At 52.3% G+C, this 15545-nt stretch carries 19 protein-coding genes; 1 reads left to right on the top strand and 18 read right to left on the bottom strand.

All coding sequences use genetic code 11. The annotated features are described in order from the left end of the window. Positions 1–478: 478 nt before the first annotated feature. The 18 genes from MED297_RS17625 to MED297_RS17550 form a co-directional block, all read right to left on the bottom strand. A complete protein-coding gene (locus tag MED297_RS17625) occupies positions 479–889 on the bottom strand; it encodes a hypothetical protein (protein WP_008047344.1) in 411 nt (136 codons plus the stop codon). Beyond that, positions 886–1764 (bottom strand): type II secretion system protein, encoded by an 879-nt coding sequence (locus tag MED297_RS17620; protein ID WP_008047343.1) that lies wholly within the window; start codon positions 1762–1764, stop codon positions 886–888. The genes MED297_RS17625 and MED297_RS17620 overlap by 4 nt, the downstream gene beginning before the upstream one ends. A 2-nt stretch (positions 1765–1766) precedes the next feature. After that, complete coding sequence (locus MED297_RS17615) at positions 1767–2420, bottom strand: prepilin-type N-terminal cleavage/methylation domain-containing protein (RefSeq protein WP_008047342.1); 654 nt, start codon at positions 2418–2420, stop codon at positions 1767–1769. Positions 2421–2503: 83 nt separating this feature from the next. Further along, a complete protein-coding gene (locus MED297_RS17610; protein ID WP_083779477.1) occupies positions 2504–3082 on the bottom strand; it encodes a pilus assembly FimT family protein in 579 nt (192 codons plus the stop codon). A 65-nt stretch (positions 3083–3147) separates the two neighbouring features. Then, entirely contained in the window at positions 3148–3693 is a 546-nt protein-coding gene (locus tag MED297_RS22665) for a type II secretion system protein (protein WP_008047339.1), read from the bottom strand. Between the two features lie 125 nt (positions 3694–3818). After that, on the bottom strand, positions 3819–4349 hold the full coding sequence (locus tag MED297_RS21570; protein ID WP_008047337.1) for a type II secretion system protein: 531 nt from the start codon (positions 4347–4349) through the stop codon (positions 3819–3821). Between the two features lie 499 nt (positions 4350–4848). Continuing rightward, complete coding sequence (gene pgi, locus MED297_RS17595; RefSeq protein ID WP_008047335.1) at positions 4849–6492, bottom strand: glucose-6-phosphate isomerase; 1644 nt, start codon at positions 6490–6492, stop codon at positions 4849–4851. A gap of 370 nt (positions 6493–6862) precedes the next feature. Beyond that, a complete protein-coding gene (gene panD / locus MED297_RS17590; RefSeq protein WP_008047333.1) occupies positions 6863–7243 on the bottom strand; it encodes an aspartate 1-decarboxylase in 381 nt (126 codons plus the stop codon). A gap of 137 nt (positions 7244–7380) precedes the next feature. Continuing rightward, positions 7381–8229 carry a pantoate--beta-alanine ligase gene (gene panC / locus MED297_RS17585; RefSeq protein ID WP_008047329.1) on the bottom strand — a complete coding sequence of 283 codons (849 nt, stop codon included), beginning with the start codon at positions 8227–8229 and terminating at the stop codon, positions 7381–7383. 6 nt (positions 8230–8235) lie between these two features. Next, positions 8236–9033, bottom strand: coding sequence for a 3-methyl-2-oxobutanoate hydroxymethyltransferase (gene panB, locus MED297_RS17580; protein ID WP_008047327.1), 798 nt, complete (start codon positions 9031–9033; stop codon positions 8236–8238). Positions 9034–9092: 59 nt separating this feature from the next. Beyond that, positions 9093–9605 (bottom strand): 2-amino-4-hydroxy-6-hydroxymethyldihydropteridine diphosphokinase, encoded by a 513-nt coding sequence (gene folK, locus MED297_RS17575; protein WP_008047325.1) that lies wholly within the window; start codon positions 9603–9605, stop codon positions 9093–9095. After that, positions 9592–10632, bottom strand: coding sequence for a polynucleotide adenylyltransferase PcnB (gene pcnB / locus MED297_RS17570; RefSeq protein ID WP_237613463.1), 1041 nt, complete (start codon positions 10630–10632; stop codon positions 9592–9594). Before pcnB ends, folK begins: the two co-directional genes overlap by 14 nt. Beyond that, positions 10583–10942: a poly(A) polymerase gene (locus tag MED297_RS22565; protein WP_008047322.1), complete on the bottom strand. Its 360-nt coding sequence runs from the start codon at positions 10940–10942 to the stop codon at positions 10583–10585. The genes pcnB and MED297_RS22565 overlap by 50 nt, the downstream gene beginning before the upstream one ends. Before the next feature lie 562 nt (positions 10943–11504). After that, the gene (nagB, locus tag MED297_RS17565) at positions 11505–12296 is read right to left on the bottom strand and encodes a glucosamine-6-phosphate deaminase (protein WP_008047320.1); all 792 of its coding nucleotides are present in this window, start codon (positions 12294–12296) and stop codon (positions 11505–11507) included. Further along, positions 12293–12799, bottom strand: a complete 507-nt coding sequence (locus MED297_RS21565; protein ID WP_154650996.1) for an amidohydrolase family protein — start codon at positions 12797–12799, stop codon at positions 12293–12295. Before MED297_RS21565 ends, nagB begins: the two co-directional genes overlap by 4 nt. Further along, positions 12787–13449, bottom strand: a complete 663-nt coding sequence (locus tag MED297_RS21560) for an amidohydrolase family protein (protein WP_008047316.1) — start codon at positions 13447–13449, stop codon at positions 12787–12789. The genes MED297_RS21565 and MED297_RS21560 overlap by 13 nt, the downstream gene beginning before the upstream one ends. Before the next feature lie 16 nt (positions 13450–13465). Beyond that, the gene (locus tag MED297_RS17555) at positions 13466–14236 is read right to left on the bottom strand and encodes a GntR family transcriptional regulator (RefSeq protein ID WP_008047314.1); all 771 of its coding nucleotides are present in this window, start codon (positions 14234–14236) and stop codon (positions 13466–13468) included. Continuing rightward, complete coding sequence (locus MED297_RS17550; protein ID WP_008047313.1) at positions 14233–15108, bottom strand: glucosamine kinase nucleotide-binding domain-containing protein; 876 nt, start codon at positions 15106–15108, stop codon at positions 14233–14235. The genes MED297_RS17555 and MED297_RS17550 overlap by 4 nt, the downstream gene beginning before the upstream one ends. Positions 15109–15209: 101 nt before the next feature. Between MED297_RS17550 and MED297_RS22345 the strand changes: the two genes are divergently transcribed. Continuing rightward, the coding region (locus tag MED297_RS22345) for a hypothetical protein (RefSeq protein ID WP_008047310.1) at positions 15210–15545 on the top strand (336 nt) is incomplete at its 3' end.

The raw sequence follows: 15545 nt of genomic DNA, 5'->3' as shown, positions 1-15545 counted from the left end.
GAAAGTTGCTCGGAATTTCAATGGACTCGGTGGTAAAGTCGGTCGGTGAAGCGTTTAAAGTTCTTTGGGTCGTCCAAGGGCTACTAGCATTCTCTCGAAACTGAACTTCAATCGTATACGATTCATTACCAGGCGAGCTTGGGCGATGCTCGAATGACAGCGAAGCTTCAGAATAAGAGCTTAGATCTGCACTTCTGCCTATGGCATTAGGTCCATTCTCCATGGCGACAAAGTAGTTCGATCCGCCATTGAATCGGGCAACCCGAACATCACCACTATTGGAGCTATTATTATCCTGAGTTTCGAACCAATCAGAAGGCCAGTTGGTATCACCGGTACTGCCCGAATAGTTTTGGGATTCAAAATCATCTGAGAGCACAGCGGCGTATACAACTGAGTTGCCCGCGAAGAGTATCAATGACGACAGGATGAAACTCGTCAAGAGCCACTGTCTCAGAAAATTACGAGATTTCACGAACTACAACTCCAACGTCGCCATCGTTTCCGTCCAAACATAATCAACACTGTCTACTGAGCCAGACTCGGCAGTCGCGCTTAGATAAATCAGTGTCACAGGCTGGGATGTCCGATGATATTCATGCTGTGTGCAAGTGACCAGCACAGTAAAGTCAGTATAGGCCGGAACCGCGACGTTCGCCGTCGATCCATCGCACCAAAGGTATGTACTGCTGATGTCTTCAATCAGGCGTTGAACGGACGCTTCAATACCCGCATTAGCCGCCTGTTCTGCACGGGTTTTTAGAAGACTTTGTGTGGTCTGTTGAGCGTTCCGTGTGCTCAGGCTCGCCAGCAAAATAACGGCGGCACCAATGATGACAATCAGAAAAATCGCGGCAATGAGGGCGACGCCTTGTTGTTTTGGCTTCATGACGCGTTCCTCAGTGGTATCGTGTCGATTAAGCGGATACTTTCATTGCCATCACCGATTTCAAGATCAATTCTCAGCGTGGGAGGGGAATAGGCCGAGCCAGGCAGTAGGCGGAACTCGCAATCCGTCAGGTTGGTGATGACCCGATCTTTGGTCGCGGTTGCCGTCCGGGCGCTAAATGAGCTCCCGATCGCCAGTGAGGTATAGCCGCTGACCCGATACAAAATCCCGTCTGATGTATCGCATTCATAGCCGACGGGCCCATCGAAGAAATAAGCACGGAAGTAGGGTGAGTGAGCACCGAAGCGATAGGAGGCGTTAACGCTGGTATTGAGTTGCACATTACTGACCGGGCTGCCATTTTCTCCGGTGCCCGCCGTGACTGATGCGACCGGAGCAAAACGAACATCGTTTGCGTTGGCCTGGGCTTGAGTCCAGTCCTGTCTAGCTTCCGTTGAAGAAAGTAAGCCAATGCTGACCCAGCCCGGTGCCGACGAAAAACGGCCAAAGATATCGAAACTGTTGTCATTGTTGATTTGCAACCGATCCTGGCCAGACAGCTGACGATTGCGATATCTGGCCGCATTCAGGTCGGCTCCGGATGCCGAGCCGAGAAATTCTACGACCTGATCTTTTGAATTGTCCGGTTCACTGGTGAACACGGAACTAGGTACCGAGCGGGCAAGATCCAGCGTTAGAGTCTGAAAAGCATACTCGCCTTGTTGCACCCAATAGGCGCGTTTGGTTGATTGTGCAACGGCACCGAACTTGTTGCCGATCAGAGGGGTAATCACCGCAGAAATGATGCCGAGGATGACGATGACCATGATCAGTTCGGTCAGCGTGAAGCCGTTGCGGGTTAGGTTCCTGTTCATCCTCAGCACCCCGTATACCGACTGGACGTATCGAAATAACTTGTCCGGTAACCGTTTAAAACCGTCAATTGTCCACGAGGATCCGAGACCGTAACCGTGACGAGCATTATAGATGCTGGGCAGTTATTGGTGTCGGCTGGATTACTGACCGAACCCAGTGTTAAGCCTCCTGACAGGTCGACAGAAATCGATACTGAGTACCCCGACAGTTCAGGAATACCTGTGCCATTCGGTGCCTGTATCGGCTGACTGAACCCGTTGTACTCATAGACGTTGTTAAACGCCAGCCGGTTTGTTGGATTCGCAGTGCGAGAACTGATGTCCCGGACGGCAGCGGTTGCCTGTGCCTGTGTGATGGACGGATCGACTCTCGGATCTGCCGTTGGATCAAAAAACGAACGGCTCAAAGCTTCTTCGAGATACTGGCGTGCCAGCGCATTGGCCTGTGACTGAATCATCGGGTCGACGTTGCGTTGTGTCTGTAAACCTAACCCTTGCAAGAGGGCAATCGAGGCGATGGAAATGATCACGATGGCGATGATCAGTTCAACAAGGGTGACGCCGGATTGGTGTTTGGCTGCAGGCTGCGGGCTGCGGGCTGCGGGAAAAACACCGTAATGTTTTGCCCTGTAAGAGCGAGCCCTGCTCGCGATCATGACTGGGAACCACTGGAAACCGTTTCCACTTGTCGAAAATAAACAGCTCCGGTTTTGCTTGCGAGCGGCCTTCTTCTCCATCATCACTGCACCGCCACGAATGCTGTTGTTCCGTCGATGGTGAGTGTCAGGCCATTTAAGGCTAACGAGCTGTTGTTCGGTATCGGGCTGACCCCGGACAGACTGGTACAACCGGTAGTGGTATCTGAAGGCGCGGATGTCAGCAGATAGAGTTGACCATCGGCCGTGAATATCAAACGTTGGAACGTACCAGAGGTGATGTCAGAACCGGCAACTGCATTCCCACTGAGATCGGCAAGGATGTCGTCATCGTTGCGATAAATAAAATTAAAATGTTCGTCAGCCGCACAGCTGGGTTGGTTGGTTTGTGATGAACAATCATTGTTGGTTGCGGCATCACGATCATCGTCGCGCAGGACAAACCAGCCGGTGGTGGTAATGCGGAATTCGTGAGCACACTGAGTGGTGATGGCGCGGTTGCGTGTCCAGGATAATGCGCTTTCTAATTCGGATTGGTTGAAGTAGGAGGTGAAGGTTCGAGAGTCAAAGAAACGGGGCATAGCTATCGCTGAAAGTGCTGCGATTAAAACTAGTACTATAATAAGCTCTATGAGCGTAAAGCCACCGTTTCTTGCTCTCATCAAGAATCCTCAACAGTAAAAAAGACTACGATCTAATTTCGTTGGGGGTCCTCGTTTAATAGATGTTAACTGCAGGTGTTATCGGCATCAGCCAAGCCTGAATCAGTTGTACCTTCTCCTAGGCTTCCAATGTCGGAAATGACAGGTGTAGAGTCGGTAGCTGCTTCTTGATAAGTGAAGCACGGAGAACCTATTCGACTTTCAAGTGCAATAAGAATCGAATCGTTTGCATCGGTTCTTGTTGTGCCAAAGCCCGTAGCAGTTTCATGAAGGACCAGAACACCATCTAGGCTCGCAGCTTCTGATATCCCATACCCTGTTCCAGAGGCTCCGTTTGGAGAAGCTCCAGCGCCATTAGCATCAGGATATCCATTTACTAGCGCTATAACTGTGCCCTCGAGAGATGTTTCCGTAGAATCAGAGTTCGCCAAAGCATTTGCATGTGCAATAGATGACGCGGAACGAACTGCGCCTAAAACGCCCTCAATTGCTGAGTTCTCAGCATTGTCACTCAAATCCGCAAACCGAGGCAAAGCAAACGCCGACAATATGCCCAGAATTACGATCACCATGATCAGCTCAATCAGAGTAAAACCTTGTTGTTTTTTCATATATATAAACCTTTTGGTCAGTAAACAATGGGCGAAAGTTTAGTCGTTTCAGTCAGTGCTGGAAAGCAAACTTAAGAAATTACTTTAACTTTCGCATGGATGTTGTGTTAAATCAGTTCGGTTCATTACGAGCAAGTGTTGCTACTGGCATCGTAGGTCAAAACCCCCGAAGAATAGTTTGGATCTTCATCGCCTGCCTGCGGTGGCTGGTAGCTGACACAGCGGTCACCGGCATGCAGGATCAGAATCGTGTCTGCGACATCCGTACGGTTAATAGTATTGCTGGCTTCGCTGTAAGTAACTGACACGCCAGGGTCAATTTCTAACAGATCAACCAGTCCAGCAAACGCCCCAGGCGCTGACGAGGTACGGATGTCATTTGAGCGTGCAGCCGGATAGTTTCTGACCATAAACACTTCGGTACCATCCACGTCTACGTCGCCATCACTATCTGCCGTTTGGGTTCGCGCATAAACGTTACCAATACGAGCGGCCGATTTAATAGAGGTGAGTGCTCCTTTTAGCACGGCCTCGGTAGCTTTTTCTTCCAGATTGACAAAACGGGGCAACACGGTTGCGGTCAGTACCGCCAGAATAACAATAACAATGACCAGTTCGACCAGGGTGAAACCCGAGCTGTGAAGACGTTTTTTCATGGTTCAGACGATTCCTGTTTTATCGGTATGACATGGAGAAGCCAGTAGACGGTTGACTTACCACTTGTCAGGTATAGTGCAATTAGTGTGACAGGTTTCGCATTATTTCTAAAAATGTATCACAGTCCAGTCAAAATGCTGGCTTCCGGGTAAAATTATGTAACTCAATGTAAATTTCGTGGCGCACTGAATCGATAAAGCTGACAAGCGATTGGCGGATTTGGGCAAAGGCTGACGTTTTTGGGCAGAAGGGGCAGTTAATAGCGGTTAGCTTCAAGCTGTTAGTGGAGGCCGCATGCACTTCCTGCTTAGGTTGAAGAACCACAGGTTTTAAGAACAAAAAAAGCTGGACACCAAGGTCCAGCTTTTAACAATAAATTGCAGCCCGCAGCCCGCAGCCCGCAGCCCGCAGCCCGCAGCCCGCAGCCCGCAGCCCGCAGCCCGCAGCCCGCAGCCCGCAGCCCGCAGCCCGCAGCCCGCAGCCCGCAGCCCGCAATTATCAGCTATTCGCTTTTCGGAACGCCGCGATCTGCGCTGCCGTAGAGCTGTCGTAAGCGTCAGTGTTGCCGCTTTCAATGGCATCGTAAACCGCGTTGCCGAGTACTTTGCCCAATTCTACGCCCCATTGGTCGAAACTGTTGATGTCCCAAACGATGCCCTGCACACAGACTTTGTGTTCGTACATGGCAATCAAGGCGCCAACAATTTCTGGTGTGACCTTTTCAAAGGTGATGCTGTTGCAAGGACGGTTACCCGGAATCACCTTGTGTGGCGCCAGCCATTTGGCTTTTTCTTCATCCATGCCTTTGGCGGTGAGTTCTGCAACCACTTCGGCTTCGGTTTTGCCTTCCAACATCGCCTGCTGCTGGCCCAGGTAGTTGGCGAACAACCATGGATGGTGATCGGCCACCGGGTTATGCGAGCGGTACGGCATGATGTAGTCAGCCGGAATCAGGCGGGTACCCTGGTGAATCAGCTGATGATAAGCATGCTGACCATTGGTGCCGGTGCCACCCCAGATGATGGCGCCTGTCTGATAGTCGATGTCACCGCCATCGCGTGTGACGCGCTTACCGTTGGATTCCATATCGACCTGTTGCAGGTGGTTTGGCAGGTCCTGCAGGTACTCGTCGTAGGTCAGTACCGCATGCGATTCGACGCCGAAAAAGTTCTGATACCAGATGCCCAGCATGCCCAGAATCACCGGCAGGTTCTCAGCCAGGGGCGCTGTGCGGAAGTGTTCGTCCATGTTGTGCGCGCCCTGAAGCAGCGCTTCAAAGGTCTCGGCACCCAGAACAATCATCTGCGCCAGGCCAATCGCTGACCAAAGCGAGTAACGACCACCCACCCAGTCCCACATCGGGAACATGTTTTCTTCTTCAATGCCGAACCCGGTTGCTGCCGGGATGTTGGTAGAAACCGCGACGAAGTGATTCTTCACTTCTTCGGGTTTGCCACCCTGCTGAAAGAACCACTCGCGGGCGGCTTCAGCATTCTTCAGGGTTTCCAGAGTCCCGAATGATTTGGACGCGACAATGAACAGGGTGGTTTCGTAATCGAGATCTTTGACCGTTTCGGCGAAATCGGTGCCATCGATGTTGGCGATGTAACGCAGATCATAGCCTTCCTGCCAATATGGGGTTAGCGCGTCAGAGACGACCTTAGGTCCAAGGAAAGAGCCGCCGATCCCGATATTAACAATGGTACGCAGTTTTTTACCGGTGCTGCCGGCAAAATCACCGCTGTGTACGCGAGCAGCGAACGTTTTCATCTTATTCAATGTCGCATTCACGGTGTCCATCACATTCTCACCACCAACATTAATCGGGCGGTTGGAACGATTGCGCAGCGCAATATGCAGAACGGAGCGGTTTTCACTCTGGTTCAGAACATCACCGTTAAACATCGATTGGATGGCTTCAGGCAGCTTTGCCTGTTCAGCCAGGTCGATCAGATGTTTCAGGGTTTCTTCGGTTACGCGGTTTTTGGAGTAATCCAATGCGATGCCCGCCGCATTGACATTGAACTTGTCATAACGCTGCGCATCCTGACGGAACAGATCGCGCATATGAACATCGGCCATGGATTTCTGATGATCGATCAGCGTCTGCCAGGCAGGCAGTTGCGTAGGGGACTGTGACATAGCTTGGATTCCTGAGCCATTGAAGAAATTGGGGTGTAATTTAATTACAAATCTGGCTCAAAAACCACCGCTGGGCCGTTTAATCCGGAAGTTTTTGACACCTGTCAGGTCTTTTCGGGGGAGGAATTTTGCAGGGATGTAGAAGGAGGCGGTTAGTTGTCAGCTATCAGATTTAAAGACCTGGAACTTTGACGCGAAAAGTCCTGACCTAGCAATCCGCTGATAGCTGGCCTTCATCAGAAGGTCGCTTGCAGGGCAGCTCTTAAAAGTGGTGCTGTCTCCCGCAGCCCAAAACAAAAAAAGCCAGCAATCCGCCAGCTTTTTAAACTATCTTCAACTTGCAGCTAATCGCTAACCGCCTGCAACTGTCTTACGCAAGTTGAACCGGAATGGCGTTCGCCGTATGGCTGACGCTGTTGTCGGCGTTCATATACACCATGCTGGGTTTGAACGTTTCCAGCTCTTTCTCGCTGAAGTTAGCATACGCGCAGATGATAATGCGGTCGCCGACATTGGCTTTCAGTGCCGCAGCGCCGTTCACCGAAATAATGCCTTCACCCTCTTCACCTCGAATGGCATAGGTTGTAAAACGCTCGCCGTTGGTGATGTTGTAAATCTGAATCTGTTCGTATTCACGGATTCCTGCCATGTCCAGCAGATCACCGCTGATGGCGCAGGAGCCTTCATAATCCGGTACCGCGTGGGTTACGCGCGCCTGATGTAACTTGGCTTTCAGCATGATGAGATCCACAGCTTTCTCCTCTGTAAAGTCACCCGAAGGTCAGGTCGCTCATCCAAAATCGGGGCCTATTGTACGGATGCGGCACCAATTTGAAACCAGCTTCATGAATTGTTGACCAATGAGGTGCTTTCGCCCCTCATTTGCTCTTATTGTTCCAATTCGACCGTAATATTATCGATTAATCGCGCTTTGCCCAGGAACGCCGCGGCCAGGATGACCAGGTGTCGGTCCTGTTCGGTGGCCGGTTCGAGGTCACTTTGACGCGAAATGTTGAAATAATCCGGTGTCATCCCGGCGTTGTGCAGGGATTCTTTGGCTTCGCGCGTCAGTTCGGCAAAGCTGCGTTTACCTGTGCGAATGGCGTCGGCCGTCTGTTGCAGCGTCTGGTACAGCTTTGGCGCAATTTCCCGTTCTTCTGCGGTCAGGTAGTTGTTACGTGAACTGTGCGCGAGGCCGTCATCGGCGCGTCCGGTATCGACACCAACAATCTCAATGGGCAGAAACAGATCATCGATCATGGTTCGAATGACGGTGAACTGCTGAAAATCTTTTAAGCCAAACACCGCAACGTCCGGTTGAACCTGATTAAAGAGTTTCAGAACGATGGTTGCCACACCCACAAAATGGCCCGGGCGACTGGCACCGCAGTGCAGGGTGGTAACCTTGTCGACGGAAACCCGGGTCAGGTCCGGCTTCGGGTACATAATGTCGTTGGTGGGTAGATAGAGCAGGCCGCAGCCATCAGCAATGAGATGTTTTTTATCGGCTTCCAACGTTTTCGGGTATGCCGATAAGTCTTCATTTTCGCCGAACTGAGTCGGATTGACAAAAATCGACGAGACGACAAAGTCCGCCTTTTCCCGGGCCTTTTTAACCAATGCCAGATGCCCTTCGTGCAGGTTGCCCATGGTCGGCACAAACGCGATGGTCTTACCGGCGGCGCGAACTTTTTGCAGTTCTTCGCGCAAAGACGTGAGATTTTCAGCAATGATCATGGCAGTTTACTCGAAAGCGTGAGCCGCGGTTGGGAAGTCTCCCGACTTCACTTCTTTAATATACTGATCGACCGCTGTCTCCCAGTTCCCCGCGTCGGCCATGTAGTTTTTGACAAAACGGGGCAGCCGGTGTTGTGTCAATCCCAGCATGTCGTAGCTGACCAACACTTGTCCGTCAGTGTCGGCGCCAGCGCCAATACCGATGACCGGAACTGACACAGTTTCTGTAATAGCTCGTGCCAGGTCTGCCGGAACGCATTCCAGCAATATAAAATCAGCGCCGGCCTCTACCAGAGCCAGGGCGTCATTAATCATGGTCTGGGCTGCGGCATCATCGCGCCCCTGCACTTTGTAACCGCCAAACTTGTTGACCGATTGCGGAGTCAGCCCCAGATGCAGACAGGTTGGAATGCCGGCGCGACTCATGGCCTGCACGGCATCACACAACCAGGCACCGCCTTCCAGCTTGACCATGTGCGCGCCCGCCTGCATCAGGCGACCAGCATTGTTTACCGCTTGTTCGAGATGGCTATAGGCGTTAAATGGCAGGTCCGCAACGATGAGCGCACCTTCATTACCGCGGCTGACCGCTTGGGTGTGATAGACCATGTCGTCCATGGTCACTGGAACGGTTGATTCCTGGCCCTGGCAAACCATGCCAAGCGAGTCACCGACCAGCAGGGTTTCAACCCCGGCTTTGGAAAACATGGATGCGAACGTAGCATCGTAGGCGGTCAGCATGGTGAACTTCTGTCCGTCGCTGACCAGCTGCTTGATTTGAGACACTGTGATGGTTTTCGGCATGAATCAGACGCCTGTTATGTGATCGAGGTGGCGAATGGTTGCGATTGTCCCGGTTTAAGTCAAGTTTCGACGTCAATTTCTCGGGGGTTTAGCCGTTCAACGAACTGGTCAGCGCATTGCTCTCGCCAATAAGTCAGTGTTTGTTGATGCAGCCGAATGTCGCCAGGTGCTAAATCGAGCCAGGGCTGGAGTACAAACGCGCGCTGATGAGCGCGAGGGTGGGGAACGGTCAACCGTTTGGTGTCGGAGGTGAAGTTTTCGATCCAGAGAATGTCGAGATCGAGTGTGCGGGCGCCCCAGCGTGCATCGCGGACTCGCCCATGCTGCTGTTCGATGTTTTGCAACAACGTCAGCAGCGCATCGGGTGGTAATTGAGACCAAAATGAGCACACGGCGTTAATGTAGTCAGGTTGGTCAGCCGGGCCACCAATGGGCGCAGTCCGATACCAGGGGGAACAACGAAATTCTTCCAAGTCGCTGTGCTGGCTGAGCGTAGCCAACGCCTGGCGGATCTGTTCTTTGGGTAACGCCAGGTTACTGCCCAGCGCAACGTACACCTCAGCTGTTGTCATTGGTCCGTTTGCGCGGTGGCCGACGGCGACGTTTGCGGGGCTTAGGCGTGTTTTTCAGATTGTCTTGCATCGAGACCCTCTGTTCAGGGTTATTTTCCTGATACTCAGTCCACCACTGGCCCAACCCGCCCAGTTGTTCGCCCGCTTCTTCACGCAGCAACAGGAAATCGTAAGCGGCGCGGAACCTCGGGTGCGCAAAAACCTGCTCCGCCCGATGTGCCCGTCGTTTAGGCAAGCGCAGTTGCAGTTCCCAGATTTCCTTCATCGGGATCGAGAACCGCTTAGGGATCGCAATGGTTTTCACCTGGCGCTCCAATACCTGTGCCATGGCTTTATGCCAGGCTGGCATTTCGGGTGACCCCATGTCCAGGTTGTGTTGCGCCTGTTCTCGAACCGCCGGCCACAATAATGCGGCATAAAGGAATGCGGGGGTGACCGGTTTTCCGGCATTAATACGCCGGTCAGTATTGCGTAACGCAAGCGACAAAAAGTTGGGGTAGTACGCGTCATCACTGTTTTGCATCACCTGATGGGTGAGGGGAAACAGTGGTTCAACCAAGTCGTAATCGCTCAACAGTTGCCAGGTTTGCTGACCGTGGCCGGACATCAGCAGCTTGATCACTTCATCGAACAAACGCGCAGGCGCAATGTGAGTCAACAAAGGGCCAAGTTCACTGATGGGGCCTTCAGTGTCTTCCGCCATGGTAAAGCCCAGTTTGGCGGCAAAACGCACAGCACGAAGCATGCGTACCGGGTCTTCACGGTAGCGGGTTTCGGCCTCACCGATGATGCGGATGATCCGGTCTTCCAGATCCTGCATGCCACGGGGAAATGCCCGTATGCTGAAATCCTTGGGCTGTGTAATACATGGCGTTGATGGTGAAGTCAACGTCGTTTGGCGTCGTCTTCGAGGTTGCCCGTAGACATTGTCCCGCAGCAGCAAGCCTTCTTCTGACTGCTTTTGATCACTGTGATTGTCATCCGCGGAACTGCGGAAGGTCGTGACCTCGATAATTTCGCCGGCCAAAGGTGACGTGCACAATACGAAATCGTCTGCCGATAATGCGGGAGTTGCTGAACAGTTTACGAACCTGTTCGGGGGTGGCATCGGTGGCGACATCAAAATCTTTGGGCGACAAGCCCAATTGCAGATCTCGCACACAGCCGCCTACCAGATAGGCTTCATGCCCTGAGTTTTGCAATCGATAGAGAACTTTCAGTGCATTGTGACTGATGCCTTTGCGAGAAACCTTGTGTTGATCCCGTTCAACAGTCACCAGGTGGCTGTCACTTTCTTCTGGCGTGGAAAGCCAGCGTTTAATCCATTGAACAACCATGTATCAGTATTCGAATTCGGTAAGGGTTTTAAGGAGCGCGCAGTGTATATAAAAAGTGGTTATTTAGCTACTCAAGGCGGGGGAAGACAGGCTGGCCGGCAATGATTGCCGGCCGTAACAGCACTTTCTGCAGGCGTTGGAGAGCTTATTCTTCTTGTGTTGGTTTTTATTGTTGTTTTTTTGCTCTGTTATAAGCTGCCCCTTTTTTTTGTTTTTAGATGGGGCTGCTGTGTCGAGGTGCCCGGTTTTTGTTTTTGTTGATGGGCTTTCCTGCGTTGCGCCCAGTATATTGCAGTGCCTGTGCCAGATTTTAAAAATCCTTAAAAAACAATGAGTTACGACGTATTGGTCATTTTGTAAGCAATCTGTAAGGAGCGCGATGTTACTTAAGGTTGCAGAAAGGTAACACAAACGAGGCCAGTGTTACGGCCAGAAAGGTGACGTTCACAAAACCGGTGACCAGAGGTTACCAAAACAAGGAGGATGATCGGGAAGTTGTCAAAAAGGTGGAATAAAGCGTCAAAAATAGAGCCCGGTAATCACAAGATTACCGGGGGAGAGATCAGGCGCGGATGGCGTCAAGCAAACGCTGCTGTTCCTGTTCAATGTATTGATAAAACGCGACGTCTTTCAGTTCCTGTGCGGCTTCCCGATCGACCACGACGGTCACTTTGGCATGCATCTGAAGAATGGAACCTGGGCTGGACGCGGATATCGGACCTTCAACGGCTTCTGCGATGGCTTTGGCTTTATCGGTACCGGTGGCCAGTAACAGAATGGAACGCGCCTCCATGATTGTGCCGATTCCCATGGTGATGGCCAAATGTGGCTGGAACTCACCCGGTGCAAAAAAACGTCGGTTCGCTTCCACGGTATCACGTGTCAGGGTTTTAACCCGGGTGCGGCTGACCAGACTGGAACTGGGTTCGTTAAATCCGATGTGACCATTACGACCAATGCCCAGCAGTTGCAGATCGACGCCGCCGGCCTGTTTCATTCGCTCTTCATAGGCGGCACAAAACGCCAGAGGGTTTTTGGACATGCCGTCGGGAACTTCGGTATTATCAAGGTCAATATCAACCTCATTGAACAGTTGTTTGTTCATGAAGTGCCGATAGCTTTGAGGATGATCTCCCGGCAAGCCCAGGTACTCATCCAGATTAAAGGTCCGCACCGACTTGAAGCTGATTTTTCCAGCCTGATAGTCACTGATCAGTTCCTGGTACAGGGGGAGTGGGGATGACCCTGTTGCCAAACCCAGGACGGACTCTGGTTTGGCGGACAGTTGTTCGCCAATGGTATCCGCTCCGAAACGGGCGACGGCTTGAGCGTCATCCAGTACGACAATTCTCATCTGTTTGCCTCTTGTTTAGTGAAAATCGGTTCGCCTTCCCGCCAGACTCCTTGAACGTTGTAGTCGTCATCCAGGTAACAGATGTCTGCAATCGCACCGTCACGGAGTTGTCCGTGTTGCTGTTCCAGCTGCATATAGCTGGCGGGTACGCGCGTGACCATTGCCAATACCTGTTCGGGCGGCAGGGACATGGACTGAATGCAGTAACGGATGCCGTCCAGTAACGTGATGGCGCTACCAGCCAGTCGACCTTCCTGATTGACCAGTCGACCGTCCTGTTCTTCAATCCGCTCGCCATAAAGCTCGAATGACTTCTGAGTGCTGCCAACGGTGGCCATGGCGTCACTGACCAGGAAGATCTTTTCAAATCCCTTGTTTTTAAGAGCCAGACGAATGGATCCCGGGTGGACGTGAATGCCGTCGGTAATTAAGCCGGTCCAGGTATCGTCCAGAGCAAATGCAGCGCCAACGACGCCGGGTTCCCGGCCAGTCATGGGTCGCATGGCATTAACAGGTGGGTGAAGCCGCTTTGACCTGCATCATGGGCGCGGAGGACATCATCGTAAGTGGCATTGGTGTGGCCAGCGCAGACGCGGATGCCCAGGTCGACGATGCGTTGAATGTCCTGACTGCTGACCTGTTCCGGAGCCAAGGTCAGGATCGATGGAATGGAGGCCATCGTCTGTAGCCATGTCCAGTCCGAGTCTGACAGTTCCCGAATGCGATCGCGTCGGTGTACGCCGTTTTTCAATGTACTGAAAAAAGGGCCTTCAACATGAATGCCGAGTACACCCGGGTTAGATTTTTGGGCTGCGCAGGCGGCTTCAATCGCCTTAGTCGTAACTTCGGGCGTGTCCGTTATGAGCGTTGGCATTAATCGCGTGACGCCATAAGGCACTAACGCGTCGGTCATGGTTTTCAGGGCGGACTCAGAGGGGTCGTTGTTAAACAGTATTCCGCCACCGCCATTGATCTGCAGATCAATGAAGCCGGGTGTGAGCAGTCCTCCGTCCAGACCTTTTTTCTGACAGCCTTCCGGTAGCTGATTCTCCGCGACAATGCTGTGTATGGTGCTGCCTTCAACGATTAAAGCGGAGTGATCAATAAATCGGGTCCCGTCAAAAATCCGGGCGCCGGTAAGCGCTGTCTTCATATCTTACCCTCGGGCGTTAATTCAGTTTTAATTCGGTTACAAAGTCGTAAATGTCGCCGCGGTACCAGGAGCGGGTAAATTCCACAGGGGCATTGTTTTGGCTGAACCCCTGGCGTTCGATGTACAACACCGCATCACCTGGAACGACTTTCAGAAAATCAGCGACGGCATTGTCCGCGTTTTGAGCCGTCATGGTCTGTAATGCACGGACTGGCCGAGCCTCATTTTTATCCAATGTGGTGTAGAGCGAATCCTGGACCTGTTCGGCGTCGGGAATGATGCTCGCCGGTACGCTGGCGATTTCATAAGCCATAGGCGTTTCGCTGGCGTAACGTACTCGGATAAACCGGCTGACCAGACTGCCCGGCGACAGGTTTAATGCCATGGCTTCTTTTGGCGATGCCTGAACAGTTGTTCGCGACACCCAAGTCGACGATGGCACCATGCCGCGTGACTTCATGTCTTCGGTAAAGCTGTTCAATACGGCCAGATTTTTATGAATGGACTGTTTTGATCCGCGTGTCACCATGGTGCCAGCGCCTTGGCGCTGAATTAACAATCCTTCGTTAACCAGGCTTTCAATCGCTTTTCGCACAGTGACGCGAGACACACCCAGCGCTTCGGCCAGATCACGCTGCGGCAGAATAAAATCGCCGTCTTCAAGCATACCTTCATGAATGGCCTGGCTCAGGGAGCGGGCTAATTGGGTGTAGAGCGAGCCTGCGCGGCTGCTGTCCGGACGCAAAAACTCCAGCAGTTCCTGTTCTTTTCGGATTTTGGTGTTCATGGTTTGATCCCTCGTTGTGCGTATCTCAGGGCACCGGTCAGTGCATCGCTCTGAGATGGGGTTAGACGGTTTTGAAGCTGCATTGGTAGCAATGGTGCTATCCAATCAGACAACCCCCCCATTAAACTCAAACTCAGATCATTTGTAACCAGCGAATTCATTTGTTCGCTCAGATAGTCAAGCTGCTGCTGGACAATGTTCAGGGCAACCGGGTCCCCGGCTTTATAGGCCCGGGTGACCAGCGGTGAAAACTGACCATAGTCACCGGAATTCGCAGAGCCGGACCAGGTCAGTAAGTTTTCACTGCTGTGGTTAAAGTGATCCCAGACCTGATTGGTCATGTCGGACGCTGGTGTCACACCATCGTGAGCGCGCAGCGCGGCGCGAACAGCCTGTTGACCGAGCCATGCACCACTGCCGATGTCGTCCAGCGGGAACCCCCAGCCACTGACGCGACGCCAATGACCGGACTCAAAAGCAATACCAATGGCCCCGGTTCCGACAATGTAAATTGCGCCGTCTTGACCATTATGAGCACCGAGGCAGGCGATTTGAGCATCGGTCAGCAGGGTGAAATGTTGAAATCCCTGCACCAGTGAGAGGAATTCGCTGGCACAGCTGTTAACCTCAGCGCCTGCGAGTCCGGCCACTATGATCGCCTGAGTCAGCTCGCTTGAGCTTAACCCCGCCTGCTGATTAGCGTCAGATATGGCACTCTGTACCGACTGCCAGGCTTGTTTGGCATTCTGGAAGACATTGGCGCTGCCGGAGACCGCTTCGCCCAAGGTGTTACCTTGAGTGTCGGCAATCCGGGCACGGCAACGGGTACCACCGCCATCGAGGCCAATGTAATAGTGTTGAGTATCGGTCATGATTTCGTATTTTTTGAATTATCGCGATAGAGTACGACCTTTATATGACTTTGACAATACCAATTTAATACCATTCTAGTATTTTTTTACCGGGAGATGATATGCAGGCCGAATTTTCAGTTGAGCAGCAGGATCAGACCTACTCAGCGCAACTCTCGTTATCCGTGCCATCGGATCAGCGAATCGAGTACCTCTGTTTTTCGCTGGCCATGCCCGCGAAGCCCGAAACACTGAGCGGAGGGGTATTGGTTGAGCGCCAGGGCGACTGGTACCGCATACGAGTGGAAGATCCCGACATGACTGAAATCGTCATTGCCTTTGAAGGTGTCGGTCAGCTGCCGAAAGGTACAGATTACCCCTACGGGATTTACGCGGAAACCGCCGGTGGACGCGTGGCGGTCCATCTGAAACGACCTACCCATTACAGGATGCAAACG

It is taken from the genome of Reinekea blandensis MED297 (assembly GCF_000153185.1).
In the GTDB taxonomy this organism is placed as follows: Bacteria; Pseudomonadota; Gammaproteobacteria; order Pseudomonadales; family Natronospirillaceae; genus Reinekea; species Reinekea blandensis.
Note: the sequence above shows the minus strand (reverse complement) of the source record. Positions and strands in the feature narration are given on the sequence as shown.

What these genes read in the sequence shown, in the direction of transcription:
- MED297_RS17625 (WP_008047344.1), bottom strand. Translation starts at nt 889, where the DNA reads ATGAAGCCAAAACAACAAGGCGTCGCCCTCATTGCCGCGATTTTTCTG.
- MED297_RS17620 (WP_008047343.1), bottom strand. Translation starts at nt 1,764, where the DNA reads ATGAACAGGAACCTAACCCGCAACGGCTTCACGCTGACCGAACTGATC.
- MED297_RS17615 (WP_008047342.1), bottom strand. Translation starts at nt 2,420, where the DNA reads ATGATCGCGAGCAGGGCTCGCTCTTACAGGGCAAAACATTACGGTGTT.
- MED297_RS17610 (WP_083779477.1), bottom strand. Translation starts at nt 3,082, where the DNA reads ATGAGAGCAAGAAACGGTGGCTTTACGCTCATAGAGCTTATTATAGTA.
- MED297_RS22665 (WP_008047339.1), bottom strand. Translation starts at nt 3,693, where the DNA reads ATGAAAAAACAACAAGGTTTTACTCTGATTGAGCTGATCATGGTGATC.
- MED297_RS21570 (WP_008047337.1), bottom strand. Translation starts at nt 4,349, where the DNA reads ATGAAAAAACGTCTTCACAGCTCGGGTTTCACCCTGGTCGAACTGGTC.
- pgi (WP_008047335.1), bottom strand. Translation starts at nt 6,492, where the DNA reads ATGTCACAGTCCCCTACGCAACTGCCTGCCTGGCAGACGCTGATCGAT.
- panC (WP_008047329.1), bottom strand. Translation starts at nt 8,229, where the DNA reads ATGATCATTGCTGAAAATCTCACGTCTTTGCGCGAAGAACTGCAAAAA.
- panB (WP_008047327.1), bottom strand. Translation starts at nt 9,033, where the DNA reads ATGCCGAAAACCATCACAGTGTCTCAAATCAAGCAGCTGGTCAGCGAC.
- folK (WP_008047325.1), bottom strand. Translation starts at nt 9,605, where the DNA reads ATGACAACAGCTGAGGTGTACGTTGCGCTGGGCAGTAACCTGGCGTTA.
- MED297_RS22565 (WP_008047322.1), bottom strand. Translation starts at nt 10,942, where the DNA reads ATGGTTGTTCAATGGATTAAACGCTGGCTTTCCACGCCAGAAGAAAGT.
- nagB (WP_008047320.1), bottom strand. Translation starts at nt 12,296, where the DNA reads ATGAGAATTGTCGTACTGGATGACGCTCAAGCCGTCGCCCGTTTCGGA.
- MED297_RS21565 (WP_154650996.1), bottom strand. Translation starts at nt 12,799, where the DNA reads ATGCGACCCATGACTGGCCGGGAACCCGGCGTCGTTGGCGCTGCATTT.
- MED297_RS21560 (WP_008047316.1), bottom strand. Translation starts at nt 13,449, where the DNA reads ATGAAGACAGCGCTTACCGGCGCCCGGATTTTTGACGGGACCCGATTT.
- MED297_RS17555 (WP_008047314.1), bottom strand. Translation starts at nt 14,236, where the DNA reads ATGAACACCAAAATCCGAAAAGAACAGGAACTGCTGGAGTTTTTGCGT.
- MED297_RS17550 (WP_008047313.1), bottom strand. Translation starts at nt 15,108, where the DNA reads ATGACCGATACTCAACACTATTACATTGGCCTCGATGGCGGTGGTACC.